We start from the raw sequence: 21,935 nt of genomic DNA on the forward strand, positions 1-21,935 counted from the left end.
GCTTTCCCTGCTCCTCCATCCCTGCTATCGCTTTCCATGGCGTCATCCTCCGGCACCCGCCGCCTAGCGGGTGTGAGTTGTGGCTCAACTCGCCGGATCTTGACGCCTTTTCACTTTTCCACCAACTTCCCGACACTACCAGTCCAATTAGAATAGAGAGAGTGCTTATTATACCCCATCCAGTTTTTAAGTACTTGATGACGGCATTAAGCTTCCCGGACGCATCTCGAGAGCTTGCTGTTGGCTCTATACCTGGAGGATGCCGCCGAGCCCTTTTCTCGCGAGACTTCTTTCCCATAACTAGAGCTTTTTAGCACAGTTAAGCTCTGTTCGTCGGATCTCGCCGTCGCGCCAAGAGCGTGCGGAAAGCCGGATCTTCGTCGGCTTCCGATAGTCGTCGAGCCGCCCCAGCCTAAACGTCTTTAAAATCGCGCTTGCTTTTGCGCGATTCGATCGCGGCCTGCGCCGCCGCGAGCCGCGCCACCGGCAAGCGGTAGGGCGAGCACGAGACGTAGTCGAGACCGAGGCGATGGCACAGCTTGACGCTGGCCGGGTCGCCGCCGTGCTCGCCGCAGATGCCGAGCTTGAGATTTTTCTTGACCTTGCGCCCACGCTCGATCGCGATTCGCATCAGATCGCCGACGCCGTCGGGGTCGAGCTCCTGGAACGGATCCTTTTTGTAGATTCCGCGCGCGACATAATCGCCGAGAAATTTTGACGAGTCGTCGCGCGACAGCCCGTAGGTCATCTGCGTCAAGTCGTTGGTGCCGAAGGAAAAGAAGTCGGCGACGGCGGCGATCTCACCGGCCTCGATACAGGCGCGCGGCACTTCGATCATTGTGCCGATCGTGTAATGCAGCTTTTTTCCGTTGCGGCTCGCGACTTCCTTAGCGACCTCGCGAATATCGGCGGCGAGCAGGTCGAACTCTTTGCGATCGCCGATCAGCGGCAGCATGATTTCCGGAATCGCATTGACCCCCTCGGCGCGCAACTGGCTCGCGGCCTCGAGGATCGCGCGGGCCTGAGCCTTGTAGATTTCCGGATAGCTGACGCCGAGGCGGGCGCCGCGGTGACCCAGCATCGGATTGAATTCCTCGAGGCTGTCGCGGATCTGCGTCAGGCGCTCCGGGTCGGCGCCGGTAATCTCGGCGAGCTTGGCGATCTCTTCGGCGGTCTTGGGCAGGAATTCGTGCAGCGGCGGATCCAGCAGGCGAATCGTCACCGGCTTGTCCGCCATCGCGCGCAGGATCTTGATGAAGTCCCCGCGCTGCATCGGAAGGATCTTCTCGAGCGCGCGCGCCCGCTGCGTACTATCCTCGGCCAGGATCATTTCGCGCACGGCGTCGATTCGGCCAGGTCCGAAAAACATATGTTCCGTGCGGCACAGTCCGATGCCTTCGGCGCCGAAATCGAGCGCGACCCGCGCGTCCACCGGCGTGTCAGCGTTGGCGCGCAGCCCGAGCCGGCGTTCTTTGTCCGCCCAGTTCATGAAAGTGCGAAAGAAGACTGACATCTCGGGTTGCGCGGTCGCCACCTGGCCCGTCATCACTTCGCCGGTCGCGCCGTCGAGCGTGATGAATTCGCCGCGATGGATGTCGCGGCCGCCGGCATGCATCACGCCCGCCGCATAGTCGATCTCGATCGCGGAACATCCGGCGACGCAGCATTTGCCCATCCCACGCGCCACCACTGCGGCATGACTGGTCATGCCGCCGCGCGCAGTCAGGATGCCCTCGGCGACCTGCATCCCGTGGATATCCTCGGGCGAGGTCTCGTGGCGCACGAGGATCACGTGGCGGCCGCTCTGATGGGCGGTGACGGCTTCGTCGGCGGAAAAGACCACGGCGCCGGAAACCGCGCCGGGCGAAGCGGGCAAGCCGCGCGCGATGACGTCCTTTTGCGCTTTGGGATCGAGCCGCGGATGGAGCAACTGCTCGAGTTGCACCGGCTCGACCCGAGTCAGCGCGGTGCGCTTGTCGATCAGCTTTTCGCCGACCATCTCGACGGCAGTACGCACCGCCGCCTGCGCCGTGCGTTTGCCGCCGCGCGTCTGCAGCATGAAAAGGCGGCCGCGTTCGATCGTGAACTCCATGTCCTGCATGTCGCGAAAGTGCTTTTCCAGCCGCGCGGCGATTTTCAGCAACTCGCGGTAGACCGCGGGGAATTGTTCTTCGAGCGTCGGCGTTTGCGCGGCGCGCTGCTTCTCGCCGACATTGTTCGCGGCGGCCGACTTGCGACCCGCGGCGAGACTGATCTGGCGCGGCGTGCGGATGCCGGCGACGACATCTTCGCCCTGGGCGTTGGGCAAAAACTCGCCGTAGATGCCGCGCTCGCCGGTTGAGGGATCGCGCGTGAAGGCGACGCCGGTGGCGCAGTCGTCGCCGAGGTTGCCGAAGACCATCGCCTGGACGGTGACGGCGGTGCCCCAGTCGCCCGGGATATTGTTGAATTTGCGATAGGCGATCGCGCGATCGTTGTGCCACGAGTCGAAGACCGCGCCGATCGCGCCCCAGAGCTGTTCCTTGGGATCCTGGGGCAGGTCGCGGCCGACGCGGCGGCGAATCAACTCACGAAACTCGCCGACCAGTTCCTTGAGGTCATCGACGGAGAGCTGAACGTCCTCGGCGACGCCGCGGCGGTGTTTTTTCTGCTCGATCAGCTCCTCGAAGGGATCGCGATCGAGCTGGTTTTCCGGCTTGAGCTTGAGCACGACGTCGCCGTACATCTGGCAGAAGCGCCTATAGGAATCCCAGGCGAAGCGCGGATTGCCGCTGGCCGCCGCGAGCCCCTCGACCGTGGCGTCGTTGAGCCCGAGATTGAGGACCGTATCCATCATTCCGGGCATCGAGACTCGGGCCCCCGACCGCACCGAGACCAGCAACGGATTCGCCGGGTTGCCGAATTTCTTGTCCAGGGCTTTTTCGATCCGAACTACGCTTTGAGCGACGCCCGCCTCGAGGCCCTTCGGATATTTGTGCTTGTGATCGTAAAAGTAGTTGCAAACCTGCGTCGAGATGGTGAAGCCGGGCGGCACCGGCAGTTTGAGCGAGGCCATCTCGGCGAGATTGGCGCCCTTGCCGCCGAGCAGGTCGCGCATCGACGCGCGGCCTTCCGCCACCTTGCCGCCAAAGAAATAAATTTCCGGATGAACTCGCGCCATGATGCAGATCTCTCCCGCAGTCTTCGGATAATTTAGTTGGTCCCGCGGCGACGCGGCCGGGCGGCCTCGCTTCGTTCAGCCCCCGATGCGCTCGCGCAATAGCCCGGCCAAATCAGCGATCGCAACGCGCTCCTGCGCGGTGGTGTCGCGATCGCGCACTGTGACGGTGTCGTCGGCCATCGTCTGATGATCGATCGTCACGCCATACGGCGTGCCGACCTCGTCCATCCGCCGGTAGCGCCGCCCGATGGAACCTGCCTGATCATAGCCGACGGTGAAAAATCGTTGCAGTGATTCGCGCACCACCTGCGCCTTCTCGGGCTGGCCGCCCTTGCGCAGCAACGGATAGACTGCGACCTTCACGGGCGCGAGCCGCGGATCAAGCCGCAGCACGATGCGCTCCTCGTGCTCGACGACGTCTTCGTCGTAAGCGTCGAGCAGGAAAGCGAGCAGCGCGCGATCGAGCCCGGCGGCCGGCTCAATCACCCACGGACGGTAGCGGCTTTTGGCCTCCTCGTCGAAGTAGGTGAGGTCCTTGCCGCTAAATTTCGCGTGTTGATCGAGATCGAAGCTGCCGCGCCGCGCGATGCCCTCGAGTTCGCCCCAGCCGAAGGGATAGAGGAACTCGACGTCGGTGGTGCCGCGCGAATAGTGCGACAACTCATCCTGCGCGTGGGGCCGCAGTCGCAGGTGATCGGGCTTGACGCCGTACCTGACGTACCAATCGAAGCGCGCGGCGACCCAGTAGTCGAACCAGCGTTGCTCTTCGTCCGGCTCCGGCTTGACGAAAAACTCCATCTCCATCTGTTCGAACTCGCGCGTGCGGAAAATGAAATTACCCGGGGTGATTTCATTGCGAAAGGATTTTCCGGTCTGCGCGATCCCGAACGGCAATTTGACCCGTTGGGTATCGATCACGCTCGCGAAGTTGGCGAAGATGCCCTGCGCGGTCTCGGGGCGCAGATAGATCGTGCTCGCAGTGTCTTCGACCGGACCCATGAAGGTTTTGAACATCAGGTTGAACTGACGGGCCTCGGTGAGCTCGCCGCCACACTCCGGACAGCGCGGTCCGGCGATCTGATCGGCGCGAAAGCGCTGTTTGCAACTCTTGCAGTCGACCAGCGGGTCGGTGAAGTTCTGCAGATGACCGGAAGCTTCCCAAGTGCGCGGATGCTGCAAGATGGCGCTATCGAGACCGATCACATCAGTGCGCCGCTGCACCATCTCGCGCCACCAGGCCTCACGGACATTGCGTTTAAGCTCGACGCCGAGCGGACCATAATCGAAGGTCGAGCCCAGGCCGCCATAGATCTCACTGGTGGGAAAGACGATTCCGCGCCGTTTGCACAGGTTCACGAGTTTTTCCATCGTGACCGGGCGCTTGGTCGCCGGTAGCGCTGCGGCAGCTTCGGACAACTACTCCTCCTTCTTGCGGTAAGCCGTGCGCCCGCAAATCCCCCAGAAGAGAGCGGCGAGGCCGGGCGTGTTATCCGTCAGTTATGCTTTTCCTCGGAGAAGCGATCAAAGTATCATGCGCGTGCCGGTGCAGCAATTTTGTCGTGCCCCAATGACCGTTTAGAGTTCAGCGACCGTCAGCGATCAGAAAAACAGAAGTCGAGGATGCGAAAAGCTCGAATCAAACTCAGGACTGCGGTCTGCCTCGCCTTACTGATGCTTGTCGGATGCAGTCATTCGGTGGTCGCTCACAATGGCGAGACCACCGTCAACGTCTACCCGAGCAAACAGCAGTTCGACAAGGTCAAGTCGATGAAGTCACAAGGCGGGGCCGCTGGATTCCTGGGCGGGCTGGGCGAAAGCATGCTCGCCAAGCAGATCGACAACAATACGCCGGTGAAAATCTTGTCGAGCGATGACGAAGGCGCCACCATCGAGGTCTTGGACGGAGCTGAGAAAGGCCTTCAAGGCTACGTAGCGAAAGATAACTTAGATTGACGGATTTGTGCCTCAGAGTGCGTTGGAACCGCGCTCGCCGGTGCGGATGCGGACGACCTCTTCCATCGGCATCACGAAAATCTTGCCGTCGCCGATGCGGCCAGTGCGCGCTGCCCGCTCGATCGTCTCGACTACCTGCGCGGCCATATCGTCGGAAACTATGATCTCGAGCTTCACTTTGGGCAGGAAGTCCACGACGTATTCCGCGCCGCGGTAGAGTTCTGTATGCCCCTTCTGACGCCCGAAGCCCTTGACCTCGCTGACCGTCAGACCTTGTATTCCCACGCTAGATAGCGCCTCTTTAACCTCGTCGAGCTTGAATGGCTTTATAATCGCCTCAACCTTCTTCATATGACTCCTCTGCCGAGGCCGCAGGACGCCATTTGGACGCCGCTTCGGCTTCTCCTCAGTAGCTTTCTCAGAAGTTGAACCGTCCACGCAAGTGCCCCGTCTCGGCGTCGAGTCCTGCCCGACCACGCAAGCGGGGTGCCAAATGGCTTTGCAGTGCACGCTAACCGCCAGCGCATCCCATTTGTCCGAATAACAGGCATTAGGCTAGTGAATATACATTAGCGCGCTGACCCTATGCAGCGCCGATTTTGCGTTCCGTCCCGCTTATCAGGCGTTGGATATTCTCCCGATGGCGCAAGACTACCAGCGCCGACATTACGATTGCGAGTAAAACGTACGGCCGCGGTGAATGGGTCACGGCGACTGCGGCGGGCAACGACATCGCCGCGCCGAGCGACGCCAGAGACATTATCCGGCTGAGGGCGAGTACCGCGACAAAGACCGCGAGCGCGATTGCGATCGCGATTGGCGCGAGGCCTAGCCACACGCCCAGCGCCGTCGCCACGCCGCGGCCGCCGCGAAGCCGCAGGAAGACCGATGCGATCGCCCCGACGAATGCTGCAAGCGCGACCAGCCTCAAGTGCGATGGCGCCGGCTCGAAGCGCTGCGCGATTAGCACCGGAATCAGCCCCTTAAGGAGGTCTCCCGCGAAGGTCAATGCGGCGGGAATTTTTCCGCCGGCGCGCGCCACGTTGGTCATCCCGATATTTTTCGAACCAACCGTGCGCGGATCGAAGCCGAACGCCTTGCCGACAATCACGCCGACCGGAATCGAGCCGCACAGGTATGCCAGGATTATCAGCGCGACGAGAATTAGCTTCCCCCCGAAGGCGCGCCCAGGTCGGATGGTCGGGGTGACTGGATTTGAACCAGCGACTTCTGCGTCCCGAACGCAGCGCTCTGCCAGTCTGAGCTACACCCCGAAACCGATGTCCGCAACCGTGACCGACGCGCAGGGCATCGGTTATACCATCGCCCCGTCGGTAACGCGAGTTGAGCGCGCGGGATTGGCGAGCGGCTTAGGCTAACCGGCGGAGGCCGTCGCGCGACGCATCCGCGCGATCACCTCGGCGTAATCGGGCTGGCCGAAGATGCCGGAGCCGGAGACGAAAACGTTGGCGCCGGCCGCCGCCACTGTCGCGATGTTCTCCGCCTTGATGCCGCCGTCAACTTCCAGATCAACCTCCAGCCCGCGGCGGTCAAGCTCGGCCCGAATGTGACGCAGCTTATCGAGACTCTCCGCGATGAAGCCTTGGCCGCCGAACCCCGGATGCACGCTCATCACGAGGATCATATCGAGATGCGCGGCCGCGGCGATAATGCGGTCGGGTGCGGTCTCGGGGTTGATCGCAACCGCAGCGCGGATACCGAGGGAATGCATACGCTCGGCGATCGCGGGCAAATCAGCGCAGACCTCGGCGTGCACCGAGAGCGAATCCGCGCCGGCTTTGACGAAGGGCTCCAGATAGCGCTCGGGCTCCTCGATCATCAGGTGGGCGTCCAGCGGCAACCTGGTAATACGGCGGACCGCCTGCAAGACCGGGATACCGATCGAAAGATTGGGCACGAAGTGGCCGTCCATCACGTCGAAATGGATTAGATCGGCGCCGGCGGCCTCGACCCGCCGGATGTCCTCGCCCAACGCTGCGAAGTCGGCCGAGAGGATCGAGGGAGCGATTTTGCAGACCCGTGTCACTGCTTTAAGTTATCGCGTGGTCTTTCGCCTCGCCACTACGCACCCCGGCACTACGCTAACCGTCTTAGTCGCGCGGCGAAGAAGGCGTCACGCGCGGCGCGGTCGGGGCGGGTGCGCAAAAAGCCATTTGCATCAATTAACTCCGACAGCGGCGACGCGCTTGGACGATCGATCACGAACTCCGAATGCTGCGCGAGAAAATCATTGACCACGCCTGCGCCCTCCTCAGGCGCGAGGCTGCAGACGGCATAGACCAGGATGCCGTTGGGAGTGAGCAGCGTTGCGGCCTGCTCGAGCATCGCGCGCTGGAGATGCGCCATCCGCGTGAAGTCGTGCGGCGCCAGCCGCCAGCGAATCTCAGGATGCTCGCGCAGGGTTCCAAGGCCGGTGCACGGGGCGTCGAGTAAAACGTAGCTCACTGATCGCTGACGAATGGGCAGCGATTGGGATGAGTCGCATCGAGCGACGTGGACGTGGTCGTGCTGCAAGCGCGCCGCGATACCGCGCGTCTGCTTCAGGCCGGCCAGATTGAGATCGAGCGCGACGACCCGCCCATCCGGTCCGACCAGCTCGGCAAGATGCGTGCTTTTACCGCCGGGCGCCGCCGCGCAGTCAATCACAATCGCGCCTGGCGGCGGCGCGAGCAACCGGGCGACGAGCTGCGAGGCCTCCGCCTGCTGCGCGAAGAGTCCCGCACGGAACGAGTCGCAGTCGACCGATGCGGTGCGATCAACGATCAGCGTTTCGGGGAATAGACCGCCGCGGGAGATAACTATCGCGTCGCGGCCGAGCCGTGCGGCCAACTCATCTGCGGCACCGCGGCGAAGATTGAGCCGGAGCACATTCGGCGCGGTGAGATTGTTCGCCGCCATGATCGTCTCGGCCTCTGCGACGCCGAACCAATCGACGAATTTCTTGACCAGCCATCGTGGATGCGAGTGCGTGACGGCGAGGTAACCCATCTCGTCGCGCGCGCGATCGGGCATCGGGGCGGGACTGCGGGCTGCGGCGCGCAGGATCGCATTGACGAAGCCGCGAGCGCCGTTGCGGCGACGCGTCTCGCCGGCGAGACGCACAGCAGTATCAACGGCGGCGTGAGCTGGTATTCGCGTGAGCTGGCGCAACTGATGAAGGCCCATCCGCAGGATCGCGCGGACGCGCGGGTCGAGTTCGGTGAGCTTGCGCGATGACAATCGGGCGAGTTCGTAGTCGAGCCGCCGCTGCCACGCGAGCGTCCCCAGCACGAGTTGGGTTGCGAGGCCGCGATCGGCGGGACGGTTAAGTTCGGCGAGCCGATGGCCGAGCAAAACGTCGGCAAACGCGTGATCGACCTCGACTCGTAATAAAATTTCGAGCGCGATCCGGCGGGCTTGCAATCCGGCGGGCTCCTCGCGGACGGGCCCGGACGGCGGCTTCGCCCGCTGCCGTCCATCGAGGGGCTTGCTCAATTTTCTGAGCTCATTCCCAGACTCATTCCGATTTTGGCGCGGCGACCGCGAAAAAATTCCGCTGCACTCATCCGTCGCCGTCCGGGCGCTTGTACTTCGAGCAGCCTCAGTGCATCGGCGCCGCATCGCACGATGGGAATAGGCTTAAGCTCCATCAGGGTGCCAGGATTCGCGGTTGCCTCCGCGTAAATGCCCTCAGGAGCGAGCGCGGTCTTCCATAAGAGCAGCTCTTCGTTATCGAACATCGTGCGGGCGGTTGGCCATGGATCGTAAGCCCGCACCATCCGCTCGATGCGATGCGCGTCCGCGCGCCAATCGATCTGCGCGTCATTCTTGGTCACTGGATGGGTATAAGTAGCGAGCGTTTCGTCCTGCGGGGTTTCGATCAATTCGCCGCGACGAATCCGCCCGAGAGCCTCGATCAAAGCATCGGCGCCCAATTCTGCGAGCTTCGCCTTGAGGCTGCCCTGCGTCTCGTCCGCCGCCAGTTCGAGCGAGCGTTGGAGCAAGATTGGGCCGGCGTCCATCTGCTCGGTGATGCGCATGATGGTCACGCCGCTTTCGCGGTCGCCGGCCAGGATCGCGCCTTCGATCGGCGCGGCGCCGCGATGACGCGGCAGGATCGAAGCGTGGACGTTGAGCGGAAGCAGGCGGGGCGCGGCGAGAATGGCATTGGGCAAAATGCGGCCGTAGGCCGCGACGACCAGCAAGTCCGGCGCGAAGGCCTCGATCTGAGCCAGAAATTCCGCGGTGCGAATTTTCGCCGGCTTGAGTGTCGCCAGCGCGTGACGGGCCGCGACCGCGGCGACTTCGGACGGTTCGAGCTTGAGGCCGCGCTTGCGCGGCTGATCCGGTCTGGTCACGACGCCGACGACCGCGAACTCCGAACCTCGCTCTGCGACCAGGCGTTCGAGGATCCGAGCCGCCAGCGCGGGCGTTCCCATGAAGATTATGCGTAGAGGTGGCGCGCCGGTTCGGCCGAACCTCGCAGAGTCCGCCGATCCGGGCGCGTCAGATGAGGGCGCGGGAGGGCTTGCTGGATTTTTCATCCGCCCGGCCTTCCTTAATCAGTTTAGCTCGTTTGCGCCGGTAGAGGTCGCGTTTGATGCGGCTGATGCGATCGATGAAGAGCGTGCCGTCGAGATGATCGATTTCGTGCTGCAGCGCGACCGCGAGCAACTCGTCGGCCTCGATTTCGATCTGCTTCTGATCGGGCGTCCAGGCGCGGACGAGCACGCGCGCGGCGCGCTTGACCTCGGCGGTGTAATCGACCACTGAGAGGCAGCCCTCCTCCCACATGATCGAGCCGTCGCGCTCGACGATTTCCGGATTGATCAGTTTAAGCAGATGCTTGCCCAAGTGCTCGTGGTCGGTATCGAGCACGACGATGCGCCGCGAATCGCCGACCTGAGTCGCCGCCAGGCCGACCCCGGGCGCGGCATACATCGTTTGCACCAGGCTCTCAACGAAGCCGTTAACGCCACCGTCGATATTCTCGACCGCGTCTGCGGCGATCTTCAAGGCGGGGTCGGGGAACTTACGGATTTTGAGCAATGCCATCGAGGTGATTCAAATTACCAAAGGACCGAAATCAGATCACCACGGCAGCGCTTGGGCTGACCGCGAGCGCGTAGCGGCCGCGATTGCGACGTAATCTGACGGAGGCTGCAAAGGCGCGCGACAAGGTCTTTGAAGTCAGCACCGCGCTTTTGACGCCACTCGCCAGCACGCGCCCGCCCTTAAGCACCAGCACGTGCGAGAAGGCAGGCATGATCTCCTCGACGTGATGGGTCACCAGAATCAGGGTTGGCGCGCCGCGGCGCTGCGCCAGCCGTTCGATGAATTGCACAAAATGCTCGCGCGCTGCCGGATCGAGGCCGGCGCACGGCTCGTCCAGAATCAGCAGTTGCGGCCGCGCCATCAGGGCGCGACCAATCAGGACGCGCTGCCGCTCGCCTTGCGAGAGCACGCGCCAGGGCCGCTCGCGGATCGCGACAGCCTCGATCTGGCGCAGGATCTTTTCCGCTTGCGCGCGCTCGGCGGTGGCGATCTCGCCCCACATTCCGATCATCGCGTGGCGGCCGCTGATGATCGTCTCGAGCGTATTCTCATGCCCGACCATGAGCTGGTGGACGCTCGTACTGACGATGCCGACGCGCTTGCGCAGTTCGCGCCAATCGCTGCGGCCGTAGGTCTCGCCGAGCACCGCGATCGAGCCGGCGGTAAGCGGCATATAGCCGGTAAGAGTGCTGAGCAACGAGGTTTTGCCCGAGCCGTTGGCGCCCAGGATAACCCAATGCTCGCCGCGGCGGACGGTCCAGTCGAGCCCGTCGAGGATCAGCGCGTCGCGCTCAACGCGCAGTCCCGCGACTTCGATTACCGGACGGCTCGCCACGCGCTTATGGATTCAGCCGACGACGCCCTGTGCGCGGAGAAAAGTCTCCATCGCGTGGATGCACTCGTGCGGCTTTTCGATCTGGAGGAAATGGGTGGTTTCGGCGATCGCTTCATACGCGACGCCCGACTCCGCGGCGACCGCCTGGCCCAGCCGCGCCGGCGGCATCGAGTCCGCGACGTCCGGGTCGCCGCAGATGAGCTTCACCGCAACAGGCATCTGAGCGAGCCCGGTCCACACCGTCGTGTCGCGATTGGTGCGAAAGACTTTGGCCTCGAACTCGCGCGGGCAGGCCAACAGCCATTGATTGGCGCGATCATCCCAGCGCAACGTCGCACGCGCCATCAGTTCATACGCCTCGGGCTTCCAGCGCGTCAGGCGGCGCGCGAAGCTGGCCGCGAGCTCCATCGGATCGGCATAACCGGGGGTGCGTTTTTCAGCGCGATCGGCGATCTCCTCCTCGTTCATAAACTGAACCGAACGCAGTCGATGGCTCTCGGGTGGATAGTAGGGAGGGTCAAAGAGCACCAGCGGATCCCAGCGCGGGCCGAACCGTTGCGCCTGCATCGTGGCGGCGATGGCGGCGAGTGAGTGGAAAACGCCGGTCGTGCGCCTCGCGCCGAAGCGCTCCTGGCTCGCGGAATAGATCTGTTCGAGGTCGCGAACAAATTGATTCCAGTTATGATTCTCGAAAGTGTGGCGCGGATTCTGTCCGTGATTGCGAAAGTCGAAAAGGATCAGATCGTAGTGATCCCGAAGCAGGCTCCAGAACGGGTAATAGCCGTCGATCGCGAGTCCGTTGCCATGGCTTAAGGCTAGACGCGGGCCGGCAGGATTGCCGTGACGGCGCAGGCGGATAATCGCCCCATCGCTCATCGCCAGGTCGACAGTTGCGCTTGGTTCAGGAAGTTCGATCGCCAACTCGGGTCTCCACGGCCTCGCGGCCCGCGCCGGATGCTAACAGTATCCGGGGCAGACGCGCAAAATTCTTCGTGGTTCGGCGCGACGGATGGCGAGCCAGTCGGCGCACGTTTGGCGGAACAGCGTCCTTGGCGTGAGTGTGCGAAAAGGGTCTCGATCAGCCTCCGAATCGGACGGCGTCATGATTATCCAAGGCGCTGCGCACGTCGTCCTCGGATACCGTCTCACCGCTTTGCAGTTTCTTAAGGAGAGCGTGGACCTGCTCCGCCTTCTGGTAGTAGGCGACGCCTTCGTCGCTGTCTTCGCCGGTGTATGACGCTGCGTTTAAGCGATCAAGGTGCTCGGCCCGCTCAAGCGTCGCAATCATGCGAGCGGCCTGGGGCGTATTCGGCCTCACCGTATTGGAATCGCTGGACGACCCCGCCCAAGCGAAAAGTGGGACGCTCAGCATCAAGGTGAGAGCGATCAAACTGGCGATCAGCGTTTTCATCGTTTGCTACCTCCTTTAACATTCGGATGGTTGGCGTGGAGCCGCTGGTGCGGGTCGAATTACAACGTTGCGATCAGCGCCGGCCGCCTCCATGGCCGCCACCGGATTCGGATCCGTGCATCGAGAACGACCCCCGCTCAGCACTCGCTAGAGGCGCACGGATGGCTTCCGCGCGGCTCGTAGCCGATGTTTCCCATCCGCGGTGACCGCGAGGACCGCAGAAGCCTTCGTCACAATCGTGATCGCCGTCACCATAAGCAACATATGGGTAATATGGATAATAACCGCCATCCGGAAAGCCATACCAGAACGGATCACCAACGTACTGTTGCTCTCCATAGGTGTAATCGTAAACGTTGCCGTAAGGCTGCGGCCAGGCGCCCGCCGAGAAGCATCCGGCGACGCCAGCGGCCAACGTCGCGATCAATACTGCCCTCAGAATTAATGCCGTCTTATTCGTCGCTCTGCACCGTTTCGCCCGGCTGGTTCGCGCGCGGAGCGCATCGTGGTTGCCGTCCCCGATCCTGGCTGGGCAAATCTTCTCACTATTTAGACGTTGCCGCTGACCTCTAACTTCATCTCCCGGCGTCGGCGTTTTTCAAGAGCTGTTCGGGCTCGCGCGTCTGCCTACATCATGTTCACCGGATCGAGATCGATCGCGACGCGGACGCCGGCGCGCTCGGCTGCGGCGTCGACTTCGGTACGCATCGCCGCCAATGCACGGCGCAACTGATCGAGCCGGGGAGATTTCACCACGACCTGCCAGCGGAAGCGCTGCTTGATGCGCTCGATCGGGGCAGGCGCGGGCCCCAGTATCCGCATCGAGTCCGGGGCCACGGCGCGGCCGAGAAGCGCCGCGACCCGGCTCGCGATCGCGCTGACCGCCGCAGCAGCCGGGCCTTCGATTCGCACCAGCGCCATCCGTCCGAACGGCGGATAGCCAAGTTCGTTGCGTAAATCGAGCTCGCGCCGCATGAAGCGCGCGTAGTCCTGATCGCGCGCCGCGCGCACGCTGTAGTGATGGGGAGCGTAGGTCTGGATCAGGACGCGGCCGGGTTTGTCGCCGCGACCGGCGCGTCCCGCGACCTGGGTCAGGAGCTGAAAGGTGCGCTCGGCCGAGCGAAAATCCGGCAGGTTCAAAGTCAGATCCGCCAGCACCACGCCGACCAGGGTTACGCCCGGAAAATCGAAACCTTTGGTGATCATCTGCGTGCCGACGACGACATCGATTGCGCCGCGCCGGAGTGCTTCGACGATCGCGCCGCGCGCGCCACTGCGCCCGCTGGTGTCGCTGTCCAGCCGCTCGATGCGCGCGGCGGGCAGCAGGTCGGCGATCGCCTGAGTCAGTCGTTCGGTGCCAAAACCTTGGCCCTCGAGGCCGAGGCCGTCGCAGGCTGGACACTTCTCGGGCGCGGGCGCGTGCGCGCCGCAGTAATGGCATCGTACGGTGCGATCGCGCAGATGAAACGTCATGCTCACGCTGCAGTTGGCGCACGCGATCACGTTGCCGCACAGATGGCACTGCAGGAAATTGTGATAGCCGCGCCGGTTGAGGAAGACGATGCTCTGTCCGCCGGCAGCGAGGTTGCCACGCAGGGCGTCGATCAGCACCGGCGACAGCGGGACCGGCGGAGCCTCGGCGGACTCGAGATCGGCTCCATTGCGAGCGTCGGGCGCGGGTGGATTTTGCCGCAAATCGAGCAGCTCGACGGCGGCCAACTCCCGCCCGGAGACTCGCGCCGTCAGCCGCGTCATCTTGTAGCGGCCGCGCCGCGCGTTAGCGTACGACTCCGCCGAGGGCGTCGCCGAGCCGAGCACCACCGGGCATCCGCTCAGCCGCCCCAGCTTCACCGCGAGGTCGCGGGCGTGATAGCGGATACCCTCTTCCTGCTTGTAGGCCGGATCGTGTTCTTCATCGACAACGATCAGGCCGGCGTCGTGCAGCGGCGCGAAGATGGCGGAGCGCGGACCGATGATCACGCGGGTCGCGCCGCTTAGCGCGGCCATCCAACCCGCCCATCGTTCGACGACATTTTGGGCGCTATGGAGGACGGCGGCGAGCGCGCCGAAGCGTTGGCGAAACGCCTGTACGACCTGATCCGCCAGCGCGATTTCCGGCACGAGCACGATCACTTGGCGTCCGGCCGCCAAAGCCTCGGCGGCGAGCCGCACGTAAACCTCCGTCTTGCCGCTGCCGGTGATACCCCACAGCAGAAAAGTCTCGAAGCGCCGCTCGCGGATCGCTGGAACGATCTCGGTGATCACGGCCGTCTGTTCCCAGGTCGCTTCGTAGGGCGACGGCGCCGCGGCGGCGACGGTGTCGCGAACGCCATGAGCGTCGGAGGGAACCAGTTCGGCGACGCCGCGCGCGATCAGGCCGCGCAAAACCAATCGGGCGTTGACAATCGCGCCGGCAAGCTCTTCGAGCGGCAGGCCTGCTGCGCCGGCAGCCGCCAGCCGTTCGACGATCGCGCGCTGCTTGACTCCGCGCAGAACTCCGCCCGCGTCGCCGACGAGCCGCACCGATTGGTGTTGCGTGTCGCGATGGCGGCCGCGGGCGCCGTTACGCGGCTCGGCATAGCCGTCTGCGAGCAACCGGTTCAGGGCAGCTTCGACCGACTCCTCCTGACCGAGCCGACGGAGCTGGCGCGCCGTCATCCCGCGCTTCGCCAACGCGGCGAGTATCGCGCGTTCGAGTGCACTGAAAGTCGCAGCAGCGAGCGGCGAAGGTTCAGCGGCAACGTGAAAGCGCCGGTGGGATTCCACCCGAGCCGTCGCCGGCATCACGCTGCGATACGCCTCAGCAAGCGGCGCCATATAGTAGGTCGCCATGAAGTTGATCAGTTCGAGATGCGGACGATCGAACAGCGGCCGCGCGTCGAGCAGTTCGAGTACGGCCCGTGGCGCGACGCCGCCCGCGTCGAGCTTTTCGCCAACTTCGAGCACGATCGCGGTGACGCGTCGGGAGCGTAACGGCACGAGCACACGACTGCCGGCAGTCAGACGCTCAGCCAACGCCGGGGGTACGCAGTAAGTGAGCTGCTCGACGGGGCCGGCGCTGCCGACAATCATTACGCGCGCCCGCAACTGAGCGGCGGACAATTCCGGGTCGGTGTTCCGATTCGCGCTGCTATGATCCATTTGCAAGCGTGCCAGTCTAACATGCGGCGCGGAGCGACCGCCGATCGCCGCAAATTGCATTTTTCCCGCCGGCTGCTACTTAACGCTTGAGACAATTCCAAGGCAGGAGGCGCGCCGATGAGACTCGAGAATAAGGTTGCGATCGTTACCGGAGCAGGACGCGGGATGGGCGGCGCAATCGCGCGGCGTTTCGCGCGCGAAGGCGCGCAAGTCGCGGTGGCGGAGATCGATGAAGCGAGCGCGCACGAAACCTTCGAGGCGATCGGCCGCCGCGGCATCCTCGTGATGACGGATATGAGCAGCGTCGCGGAGATCAACGCGCTGGTGGACAAGACGATCGCGCAATTCGGCCGCGTCGATATTCTGGTCAACAACGCCGGCGTCACCAAAAGCCTCGGATTTTTCGACGTCACCGAGGCCGACTGGGATTGGATGCATTCGATCAACGCGCGCGGGCTCTTCTTCTGCATGCAGCGGACGGCGCGCGAGATGGTCAAGCAACGCTCGGGCAAGATCGTGAACATCGCCTCGATCGCCGGCAAAGGTTTTCGCGGCACTTCCAACATCGCCTACGCCGGCACGAAGGGCGCGGTAATTGCGATGACAAGGGTCGGTGCGTCGCAACTCGCGCGGCATAATATCAATGTCAATTCGATCTGCCCGGGCGCAACGCGCACGCACATGTACGAGACGATTCAAAACGAGATCGTCAGCAAGCGCGGCATGACGGCAGAGGAGGCGCAGCGCCGGATGGACGCGCAAATTCCGCTGGGCCGCTCGAATTCGCCGGACGACATCGCCAACATGGCGTGCTTTCTCGCCTCGGGCGAGGCAGACAACATCACCGGACAATCCTTCAATGTCGATGGCGGCCTGATGTGGGATTAAGTCCCCGCCCCGCAGACGCGACGACATTGAGCGCCTTGCAAGAAATGCAGCGCAGTTGCATGCGCTGTCCGGCGTTGGTGCGCTCGCGTTCGCGCGTGGTGCCGGGCGCAGGCGCGGCGCCGGCAACAGTAGCCTTTGTCGGGCTGGCGCCGGGACGTTTCGGCGGCGATCGCACTGGACTCCCGTTCAGCGGCGATCGCTCGGGCGACCTGCTCCGCAGTATGGTGCGCCGCGCCCGTCTGGACGGCGTCTTCATCACAAATCTGGTGCGCTGCAATCCGCGCGACGGACGCGGACGCAATCGCGATCCCGATAGCAGAGAAATCGCCAATTGCCGGAGCCATCTCGAAGCGGAGCTCGCCATTGTGCGCCCAACCGTGGTCGCCTGTCTCGGACGGATTGCGTGGCGCGAGCTGGCCGGACGCGACGTCCCGTTCAATCCGCGACGGCCGCAATTGATTCTCGCCCGCGGGCTCAAGCTCTATCCGATGTACCATCCGGCCTACATCAATCGCGGCGCTTGCACGAAGCGAGCATATGCGACGCAATTCACGCGGCTGGCACGGTTGATCCGCTGTCCCATCGTCAATTGACTGCGACGGGAGTCCCGACGATCCTCGACTGGGTGGAGATCACCGCGGAGTTCGTCAATGAAGGGCTGCGGCGCGCGCGCTACATCACGAACGAGCGCGCCGCGACGGCAATTTTCCTTGCGCTGGCGCTCGAACAGCCGCTGCTGATCGAGGGTCCCGCCGGCGCCGGCAAGACCGAGGTGGCCAAGGTGGTCGCCGCGATGCTCGAGACCGAACTGATTCGCCTGCAGTGTTATGAAGGACTCGACGAGGCGCACGCGCTCTACGAATGGAATTACCAGAAGCAGTTACTGCGATTGCAGGCCGGCGAGCACGAAGGGCTGCGCTGGGAGGCCCTGTCGGATCAGCTCTTTTCGCGCGATTATCTGCTGGAGCGGCCGCTGCTGAAGGCGATCCTCGCGCCGCGCCGGGTCGTGCTGCTGATCGACGAGATCGACAAGGCCGACGAGGAATTCGAGGCTTTTCTGCTCGAAGCGCTTTCGGATTTCCAGGTCAGTATCCCGGAGCTCGGGACCTTGCGGGCGCACGAGCGCCCGGTCGTCGTGCTGACTTCTAATCGCGCGCGCGAACTGTCCGAGGCCTTGTGCCGCCGCTGCCTGCATCTCTTTATCGATTTCCCGGGAATCGAGCAGGAACGCGAGATCATCCGGCTTAAAGTCCCCGACCTTCCCGAGCAGAGCGCGCTCGCCGTCGCACGCTTCGTCAACGCGCTGCGTAAGCTTGACTTGAAAAAGGCGCCGTCGATCGCCGAGACCCTGGATTGGACCCGCGCGCTCGTCCGCCTGGGAATCAGCGAACTCGACTTGCCGGCGATCCGCTCGACCCTTGGCCTGCTGCTCAAACACGAAGACGACCGTACTCGCGCCGAGAGTAAGCTTACTGCGATCCTCGGCCGCGCCCGCTAACCCACAGCGCCGATGAGCCAACCGCTCGGCGATCGGCTTCTCGAATTTATCGCCGCGTTGCGGGCGGACGGCGTGCGGATCTCGGTCGCGGAGTCGCTCGATGCGATGCATGCGGTCGCCGCAGCCGGGTTGGCGCGCGTGCGCTTGCGCGAAGCGCTGCGCGCGTCCCTGATTAAGGACGAAGCCGACAATCTATCGTTTGAAAGTTTGTTCGCCGGCTATTTCGAGGCGTCGGGGCAACGGCCAGGCTCACCCCTCAACAGCCGTGGCGCGAAGACCGGGGTTACTGGGAGTGGCGGCGGTCGCGCAGAGGGTGCGACCTCAGTGAAGCCGAATACCAGCCACGAGCCGCCACTCACGCAATCCGGCAAGCCGAGTCCGTCCCGTCACGACGGCAAGGCGTCGGACGGCGCGATGCGAGATTCCGAAGAGCGATCCGATCACGGCCGCGAGGGCGAATCCGCAGCGAGTCATGAACGCAGGGAGCAGTCGCATGCCGCGGCTTCATCCGATACGCACGATGGTGAAGCCTCGCGTCACGCCGGTCTGAGGACGTTGGAGCGCACACCCTTCGCGCGCTACTCGGATTTGGAATACGCCACGGCCCGCGAAATTCTGGCGATCCTCCAGCGGCGGCTGCGCGTGAGCCTCGGCCGGCGGATGCGTTTCGCGCGGCGCGGCCGGCTGGATTTTCGCCGGACGATTCGCGCGGCGACCCAGCGCGGCGGCGCGCTGATCGATTTACGCTTTCGCGCACGGCGGCCGCGGCACATCGACCTGCTGATCCTCGCGGACGTTTCCGGCTCGGTGCATTATGCCTCCACCCTGATGCTCGAGCTGATCGCCGGCGCGCGCCAATGTTTTCGCCGGATGCGGGCTTTCGTTTTCATCGACCACCTAGCCACCGCGGATTTCGAGCGAGGTCATCTGGTGATGACTCCGGCGCTCGATCTGTACGCGCGCTCGGACTTCGGGCGGGTCTTTGCCGAGTTACGCGACCATCATGGAGCTTTGCTGACCAGCGCGACCGTGCTGGTGATCATGGGCGACGGCCGCAACAACCGGCGCGCGGCGCGCACGGACCTCCTGCGCGATATTGCAGGCCGTTGTCGCTCGACGATCTGGCTTAATCCCGAAGCGCCGGAACGCTGGGGCACCGGCGACAGCGCGATCGACTCGTACCGCAAAGCGGTGGATCTGTTGCTGCCGTCGGGCAATCTGCGCGAGCTCGAAGCCGGCCTCGCGCGAATTGTCTGAGCTTCAGGTCATCAAGTCTGCGCGTAACTCGATGCGGGTTCGCCCGGCTTGCCGACGCCCGCCGCGGCGGAGCAAAATCGGCTTCATCACAGTTCGGCCCGAGGAGTTGATCGCATGGCGGAACGCAAGCGCAAGTTTTACGGCTGGGGCTACGAGGATCAGGGCCCCAATGCCGAACAGCAGCAGCAAATGGCCAAGCGGATGGCCGAGCGCTTCGGCCTCGCGGAACTGAAGATTACGCCCGCGCCAACCGCCGCCGAACTCCAGTTGCGCGCGCCGCGCGTCAAGCCGCCCGATACGCTCGCGGCGCTTTGTTCTGTCGAGCCGCACGCCCGCGCCGAACACAGCTACGGCCGCAGCTATCGCGACATCGTGAGGGCGTTTCGGCGCGACTATCCCAATCCATTCGATTTTATCGCTTATCCGCGCGACGAAAGCGACATCGTCAATCTCCTGACGTGGTGCGACTCGGCGCGCGTTGCCGCGTCGCCGTATGGCGGCGGCTCGAGCGTGACCGGCGGCGTCGAACCGCCCAGCCGCGGCGACTATCGCGGCGCCATCTCGATCGATCTGGGCAGGCTCGATCGCGTGCTTGAAGTCGATCGCGCGTCGCGCGCCGCGCGTATCCAGGGCGGCGTCTTCGGCCCGGCGCTCGAGGATCAGTTGCGCCCGCACGGCCTGACGTTGCGCCACTATCCTCAATCCTTCGAGTTCTCTTCCCTCGGCGGCTGGATCGCGACGCGCTCGGGCGGCCACTACGCCACCTTGTATACGCATATCGACGACTTCGTCGAAGCGATCCGCGCCGTCACCCCGGCGGGCCTGCTCAAATCGCGCCGCCTGCCCGGCTCCGGCGCCGGACCCAGTCCCGACCGGATGTTGATCGGATCGGAAGGCATACTCGGCATCATCACGGAGGCCTGGATGCGCCTGCAGGATCGCCCGACGTTTCGCGCGGGCGCGTCGATTACGTTTCCGGATTTTCTCACCGGCGCGAAAGCCGTGCGCGCGATCTCACAGTCCGGGCTTTATCCCGCAAATTGCCGGCTGCTCGATCCCGGCGAGGCGGCAAACGCGGGTGCGAATCAGGGCGAGGCCGCGGTGCTGGTGCTGGCTTTCGAGTCCGCCGATCATCCGCTCGAGCCCTGGATGAAGCGCGCACTCGAATGCTGCGCGGATTTCGGCGGCCGGATTCCTGAGGCTGCCACCGCAACTCGCACCGATGCCGCGGCTACGCACGAAGGCGCAGCCGGCGCCTGGCGCAACGCCTTTCTCAAAGCGCCGTATCTGCGCGACGCCGTCGTCGCGATGGGCATGGTTTCCGAAACCTTCGAGACCGCGATCACCTGGGATCGCTTCGAGGATTTTCACACTCGCATGATGGAGCGCGCGCGCGACGCGGTCACGCGGGTCTGCGGCGCGGGCACGGTCTCGGTGCGCTTTACCCACGCATACCCCGACGGCCCGGCCCCCTATTACACGATTCTTGCGCCCGGCAAACGCGGCTCGGAACTCGAGCAGTGGGACGAAATCAAGCAGGCCGTGTCAGACAGTTTGATCAGCTTCGGCGGCACGATCACTCATCATCATTCGGTGGGGCGCGACCATAGGCCCTGGTACGACCGCCAGCGTCCCGAGCTCTTCGCGACGGCGCTGCGCGCTGCCAAGCGCGCGCTCGATCCCAACGCGATCCTCAATCCCGGGGTGCTGATCGATCCATGACGACAAGCGTTGACCGGGTCTTCGCGCGGCCGAGCTTGTTCGAGCGCGGCTTCAATCGCTTGTTCGGCGCGATGGTCGGGCTGGGTCTCGCTCTGCCGCACAACTATCTGCTGCAAGTCCGCGGACGCAAAAGCGGTCGTCTCTACTCGGCGCCGATCGACCTGCTCGTGATTGATCAGCGGCGCTTTCTGGTCTGCCCGCGCGGGCGTTCGCAGTGGGTGCGCAATGCTGAGGCCGGCGGTAAAGTTGCGCTGAAAAAGGGCTGGGCGCTGCGGAAATTCACTATCCGCGCCCTGCCCGACGATGAGAAGCCGGAAATTCTCGAGCGCTATCTCGATAGCTTCAAGCTCACCGTGCAAAGATATTTCCCCCTGCCAGCAGGTTCTCCCGCGCAAAGCTTCGCAGAGTTCGCCAACCGCTACCCGGTCTTTGAGCTGCTCGCGACGGAGGATTCATCGCAACCGTGAATTTCGACTGGCGTGCGTGCGTGACGATCCGGCAGGGCGACCTGACCGCGGCTAACGTCGACGCGATCGTTAACGCCGCCAACAACGATCTGATCCTCGGCGGCGGTGTCGCGGGCGCGATTCGGAGCAAAGGCGGTCCGACGATTCAGCAGGAGTGCGACGCGGTCGGATCGGTGCCGATCGGCGAAGCGGCGATCACGGGCGCGGGCCGCTTGCCGGCGAAGCATGTGATTCACGCGGCCAGTATGCAGCTCGGCGGGCGCACTACCGAGCAAAGCTTGCGTGAGAGCACTCGCAATTCACTGCTGCGCGCCAAAGAGAACGGGTTGCGCACGATCGCTTTTCCCGCGATCGGCACGGGTATCGCCGGCTTTCCGCTCGCTCGATGCGCCGAGGTGATGCTCGTCGAGGTGCGCGAGCACCTGCGCGGCGCGACGTCCCTCGAGCGCGTCGAGTTCGTGCTCTACGATCGCCCTGCACTCGCGGTCTTCGAGAGCGTCTTCGTGCGGATGACGGATTGAGACGATAGCGACGGCCAATGCTGCCGC

Annotated in this window: 20 protein-coding genes and 1 tRNA gene; 8 read left to right on the forward strand and 13 right to left on the reverse strand. The window is 64.0% G+C overall.

Annotated features, from left to right (window positions below):
- Window positions 1-412: 412 nt before the first annotated feature.
- Window positions 413-3,160, reverse strand: coding sequence for a pyruvate, phosphate dikinase (gene ppdK, locus VKS22_12980; protein HLW71523.1), 2,748 nt, complete (start codon window positions 3,158-3,160; stop codon window positions 413-415).
- 75 nt (window positions 3,161-3,235) lie between these two features.
- Window positions 3,236-4,576 carry a glycine--tRNA ligase gene (locus VKS22_12985; protein ID HLW71524.1) on the reverse strand — a complete coding sequence of 447 codons (1,341 nt, stop codon included), beginning with the start codon at window positions 4,574-4,576 and terminating at the stop codon, window positions 3,236-3,238.
- A 279-nt stretch (window positions 4,577-4,855) separates the two neighbouring features.
- On the opposite strand from VKS22_12985, the gene VKS22_12990 reads away from it, so the two are divergent.
- Complete coding sequence (locus VKS22_12990) at window positions 4,856-5,113, forward strand: hypothetical protein (protein ID HLW71525.1); 258 nt, start codon at window positions 4,856-4,858, stop codon at window positions 5,111-5,113.
- 12 nt (window positions 5,114-5,125) lie between these two features.
- Here VKS22_12990 and VKS22_12995 read toward each other — a convergent pair whose 3' ends face one another.
- From VKS22_12995 to priA, 11 genes are all read right to left on the reverse strand, one after another.
- Window positions 5,126-5,464 carry a P-II family nitrogen regulator gene (locus VKS22_12995; GenBank protein ID HLW71526.1) on the reverse strand — a complete coding sequence of 113 codons (339 nt, stop codon included), beginning with the start codon at window positions 5,462-5,464 and terminating at the stop codon, window positions 5,126-5,128.
- A 232-nt stretch (window positions 5,465-5,696) separates the two neighbouring features.
- A complete protein-coding gene (plsY, locus tag VKS22_13000) occupies window positions 5,697-6,311 on the reverse strand; it encodes a glycerol-3-phosphate 1-O-acyltransferase PlsY (protein HLW71527.1) in 615 nt (204 codons plus the stop codon).
- Window positions 6,311-6,387 (reverse strand) — tRNA-Pro (locus VKS22_13005). The genes plsY and VKS22_13005 overlap by 1 nt, the downstream gene beginning before the upstream one ends.
- A 101-nt stretch (window positions 6,388-6,488) precedes the next feature.
- On the reverse strand, window positions 6,489-7,160 hold the full coding sequence (rpe, locus tag VKS22_13010; protein HLW71528.1) for a ribulose-phosphate 3-epimerase: 672 nt from the start codon (window positions 7,158-7,160) through the stop codon (window positions 6,489-6,491).
- Between the two features lie 50 nt (window positions 7,161-7,210).
- Window positions 7,211-8,608, reverse strand: coding sequence for a 16S rRNA (cytosine(967)-C(5))-methyltransferase RsmB (rsmB, locus tag VKS22_13015; GenBank protein HLW71529.1), 1,398 nt, complete (start codon window positions 8,606-8,608; stop codon window positions 7,211-7,213).
- Window positions 8,605-9,657, reverse strand: coding sequence for a methionyl-tRNA formyltransferase (fmt, locus tag VKS22_13020; GenBank protein ID HLW71530.1), 1,053 nt, complete (start codon window positions 9,655-9,657; stop codon window positions 8,605-8,607). The genes rsmB and fmt overlap by 4 nt, the downstream gene beginning before the upstream one ends.
- Complete coding sequence (def, locus tag VKS22_13025) at window positions 9,620-10,168, reverse strand: peptide deformylase (protein HLW71531.1); 549 nt, start codon at window positions 10,166-10,168, stop codon at window positions 9,620-9,622. The genes fmt and def overlap by 38 nt, the downstream gene beginning before the upstream one ends.
- Window positions 10,169-10,199: 31 nt before the next feature.
- On the reverse strand, window positions 10,200-11,003 hold the full coding sequence (locus VKS22_13030; GenBank protein HLW71532.1) for an ABC transporter ATP-binding protein: 804 nt from the start codon (window positions 11,001-11,003) through the stop codon (window positions 10,200-10,202).
- 12 nt (window positions 11,004-11,015) lie between these two features.
- Entirely contained in the window at window positions 11,016-11,924 is a 909-nt protein-coding gene (locus tag VKS22_13035) for an alpha/beta hydrolase (GenBank protein ID HLW71533.1), read from the reverse strand.
- A 157-nt stretch (window positions 11,925-12,081) separates the two neighbouring features.
- Window positions 12,082-12,414, reverse strand: a complete 333-nt coding sequence (locus tag VKS22_13040; GenBank protein ID HLW71534.1) for a hypothetical protein — start codon at window positions 12,412-12,414, stop codon at window positions 12,082-12,084.
- 627 nt (window positions 12,415-13,041) lie between these two features.
- On the reverse strand, window positions 13,042-15,555 hold the full coding sequence (gene priA, locus VKS22_13045) for a primosomal protein N' (protein HLW71535.1): 2,514 nt from the start codon (window positions 15,553-15,555) through the stop codon (window positions 13,042-13,044).
- A gap of 117 nt (window positions 15,556-15,672) precedes the next feature.
- On the opposite strand from priA, the gene VKS22_13050 reads away from it, so the two are divergent.
- The 7 genes from VKS22_13050 to VKS22_13080 all read left to right on the forward strand — a co-directional run bounded on the left by VKS22_13050 (window position 15,673) and on the right by VKS22_13080 (window position 21,908).
- Entirely contained in the window at window positions 15,673-16,443 is a 771-nt protein-coding gene (locus tag VKS22_13050) for a glucose 1-dehydrogenase (GenBank protein HLW71536.1), read from the forward strand.
- A 44-nt stretch (window positions 16,444-16,487) separates the two neighbouring features.
- Window positions 16,488-17,036: a uracil-DNA glycosylase gene (locus tag VKS22_13055; protein HLW71537.1), complete on the forward strand. Its 549-nt coding sequence runs from the start codon at window positions 16,488-16,490 to the stop codon at window positions 17,034-17,036.
- A complete protein-coding gene (locus VKS22_13060) occupies window positions 17,033-17,941 on the forward strand; it encodes a MoxR family ATPase (protein HLW71538.1) in 909 nt (302 codons plus the stop codon). Before VKS22_13055 ends, VKS22_13060 begins: the two co-directional genes overlap by 4 nt.
- Window positions 17,942-17,953: 12 nt before the next feature.
- A complete protein-coding gene (locus tag VKS22_13065; GenBank protein ID HLW71539.1) occupies window positions 17,954-19,198 on the forward strand; it encodes a VWA domain-containing protein in 1,245 nt (414 codons plus the stop codon).
- A 114-nt stretch (window positions 19,199-19,312) separates the two neighbouring features.
- Window positions 19,313-20,920 carry an FAD-binding oxidoreductase gene (locus VKS22_13070; protein ID HLW71540.1) on the forward strand — a complete coding sequence of 536 codons (1,608 nt, stop codon included), beginning with the start codon at window positions 19,313-19,315 and terminating at the stop codon, window positions 20,918-20,920.
- Window positions 20,917-21,387: a nitroreductase/quinone reductase family protein gene (locus VKS22_13075; GenBank protein HLW71541.1), complete on the forward strand. Its 471-nt coding sequence runs from the start codon at window positions 20,917-20,919 to the stop codon at window positions 21,385-21,387. The genes VKS22_13070 and VKS22_13075 overlap by 4 nt, the downstream gene beginning before the upstream one ends.
- The gene (locus VKS22_13080; protein ID HLW71542.1) at window positions 21,384-21,908 is read left to right on the forward strand and encodes a macro domain-containing protein; all 525 of its coding nucleotides are present in this window, start codon (window positions 21,384-21,386) and stop codon (window positions 21,906-21,908) included. Before VKS22_13075 ends, VKS22_13080 begins: the two co-directional genes overlap by 4 nt.
- The last annotated feature ends 27 nt before the right edge of the window (window positions 21,909-21,935 follow it).

It is taken from the genome of Candidatus Binataceae bacterium (genome assembly GCA_035308025.1).
Taxonomy (GTDB): Bacteria; Desulfobacterota; Binatia; order Binatales; family Binataceae; genus JAJPHI01.

What these genes read in the sequence shown, in the direction of transcription:
- ppdK (HLW71523.1), bottom strand. Translation starts at nt 3,160, where the DNA reads ATGGCGCGAGTTCATCCGGAAATTTATTTCTTTGGCGGCAAGGTGGCG.
- VKS22_12995 (HLW71526.1), bottom strand. Translation starts at nt 5,464, where the DNA reads ATGAAGAAGGTTGAGGCGATTATAAAGCCATTCAAGCTCGACGAGGTT.
- fmt (HLW71530.1), bottom strand. Translation starts at nt 9,657, where the DNA reads ATGAAAAATCCAGCAAGCCCTCCCGCGCCCTCATCTGACGCGCCCGGA.
- def (HLW71531.1), bottom strand. Translation starts at nt 10,168, where the DNA reads ATGGCATTGCTCAAAATCCGTAAGTTCCCCGACCCCGCCTTGAAGATC.
- VKS22_13040 (HLW71534.1), bottom strand. Translation starts at nt 12,414, where the DNA reads ATGAAAACGCTGATCGCCAGTTTGATCGCTCTCACCTTGATGCTGAGC.
- priA (HLW71535.1), bottom strand. Translation starts at nt 15,555, where the DNA reads ATGGATCATAGCAGCGCGAATCGGAACACCGACCCGGAATTGTCCGCC.
- VKS22_13050 (HLW71536.1), top strand. Translation starts at nt 15,673, where the DNA reads ATGAGACTCGAGAATAAGGTTGCGATCGTTACCGGAGCAGGACGCGGG.
- VKS22_13055 (HLW71537.1), top strand. Translation starts at nt 16,488, where the DNA reads ATGCAGCGCAGTTGCATGCGCTGTCCGGCGTTGGTGCGCTCGCGTTCG.
- VKS22_13065 (HLW71539.1), top strand. Translation starts at nt 17,954, where the DNA reads ATGAGCCAACCGCTCGGCGATCGGCTTCTCGAATTTATCGCCGCGTTG.
- VKS22_13070 (HLW71540.1), top strand. Translation starts at nt 19,313, where the DNA reads ATGGCGGAACGCAAGCGCAAGTTTTACGGCTGGGGCTACGAGGATCAG.
- VKS22_13075 (HLW71541.1), top strand. Translation starts at nt 20,917, where the DNA reads ATGACGACAAGCGTTGACCGGGTCTTCGCGCGGCCGAGCTTGTTCGAG.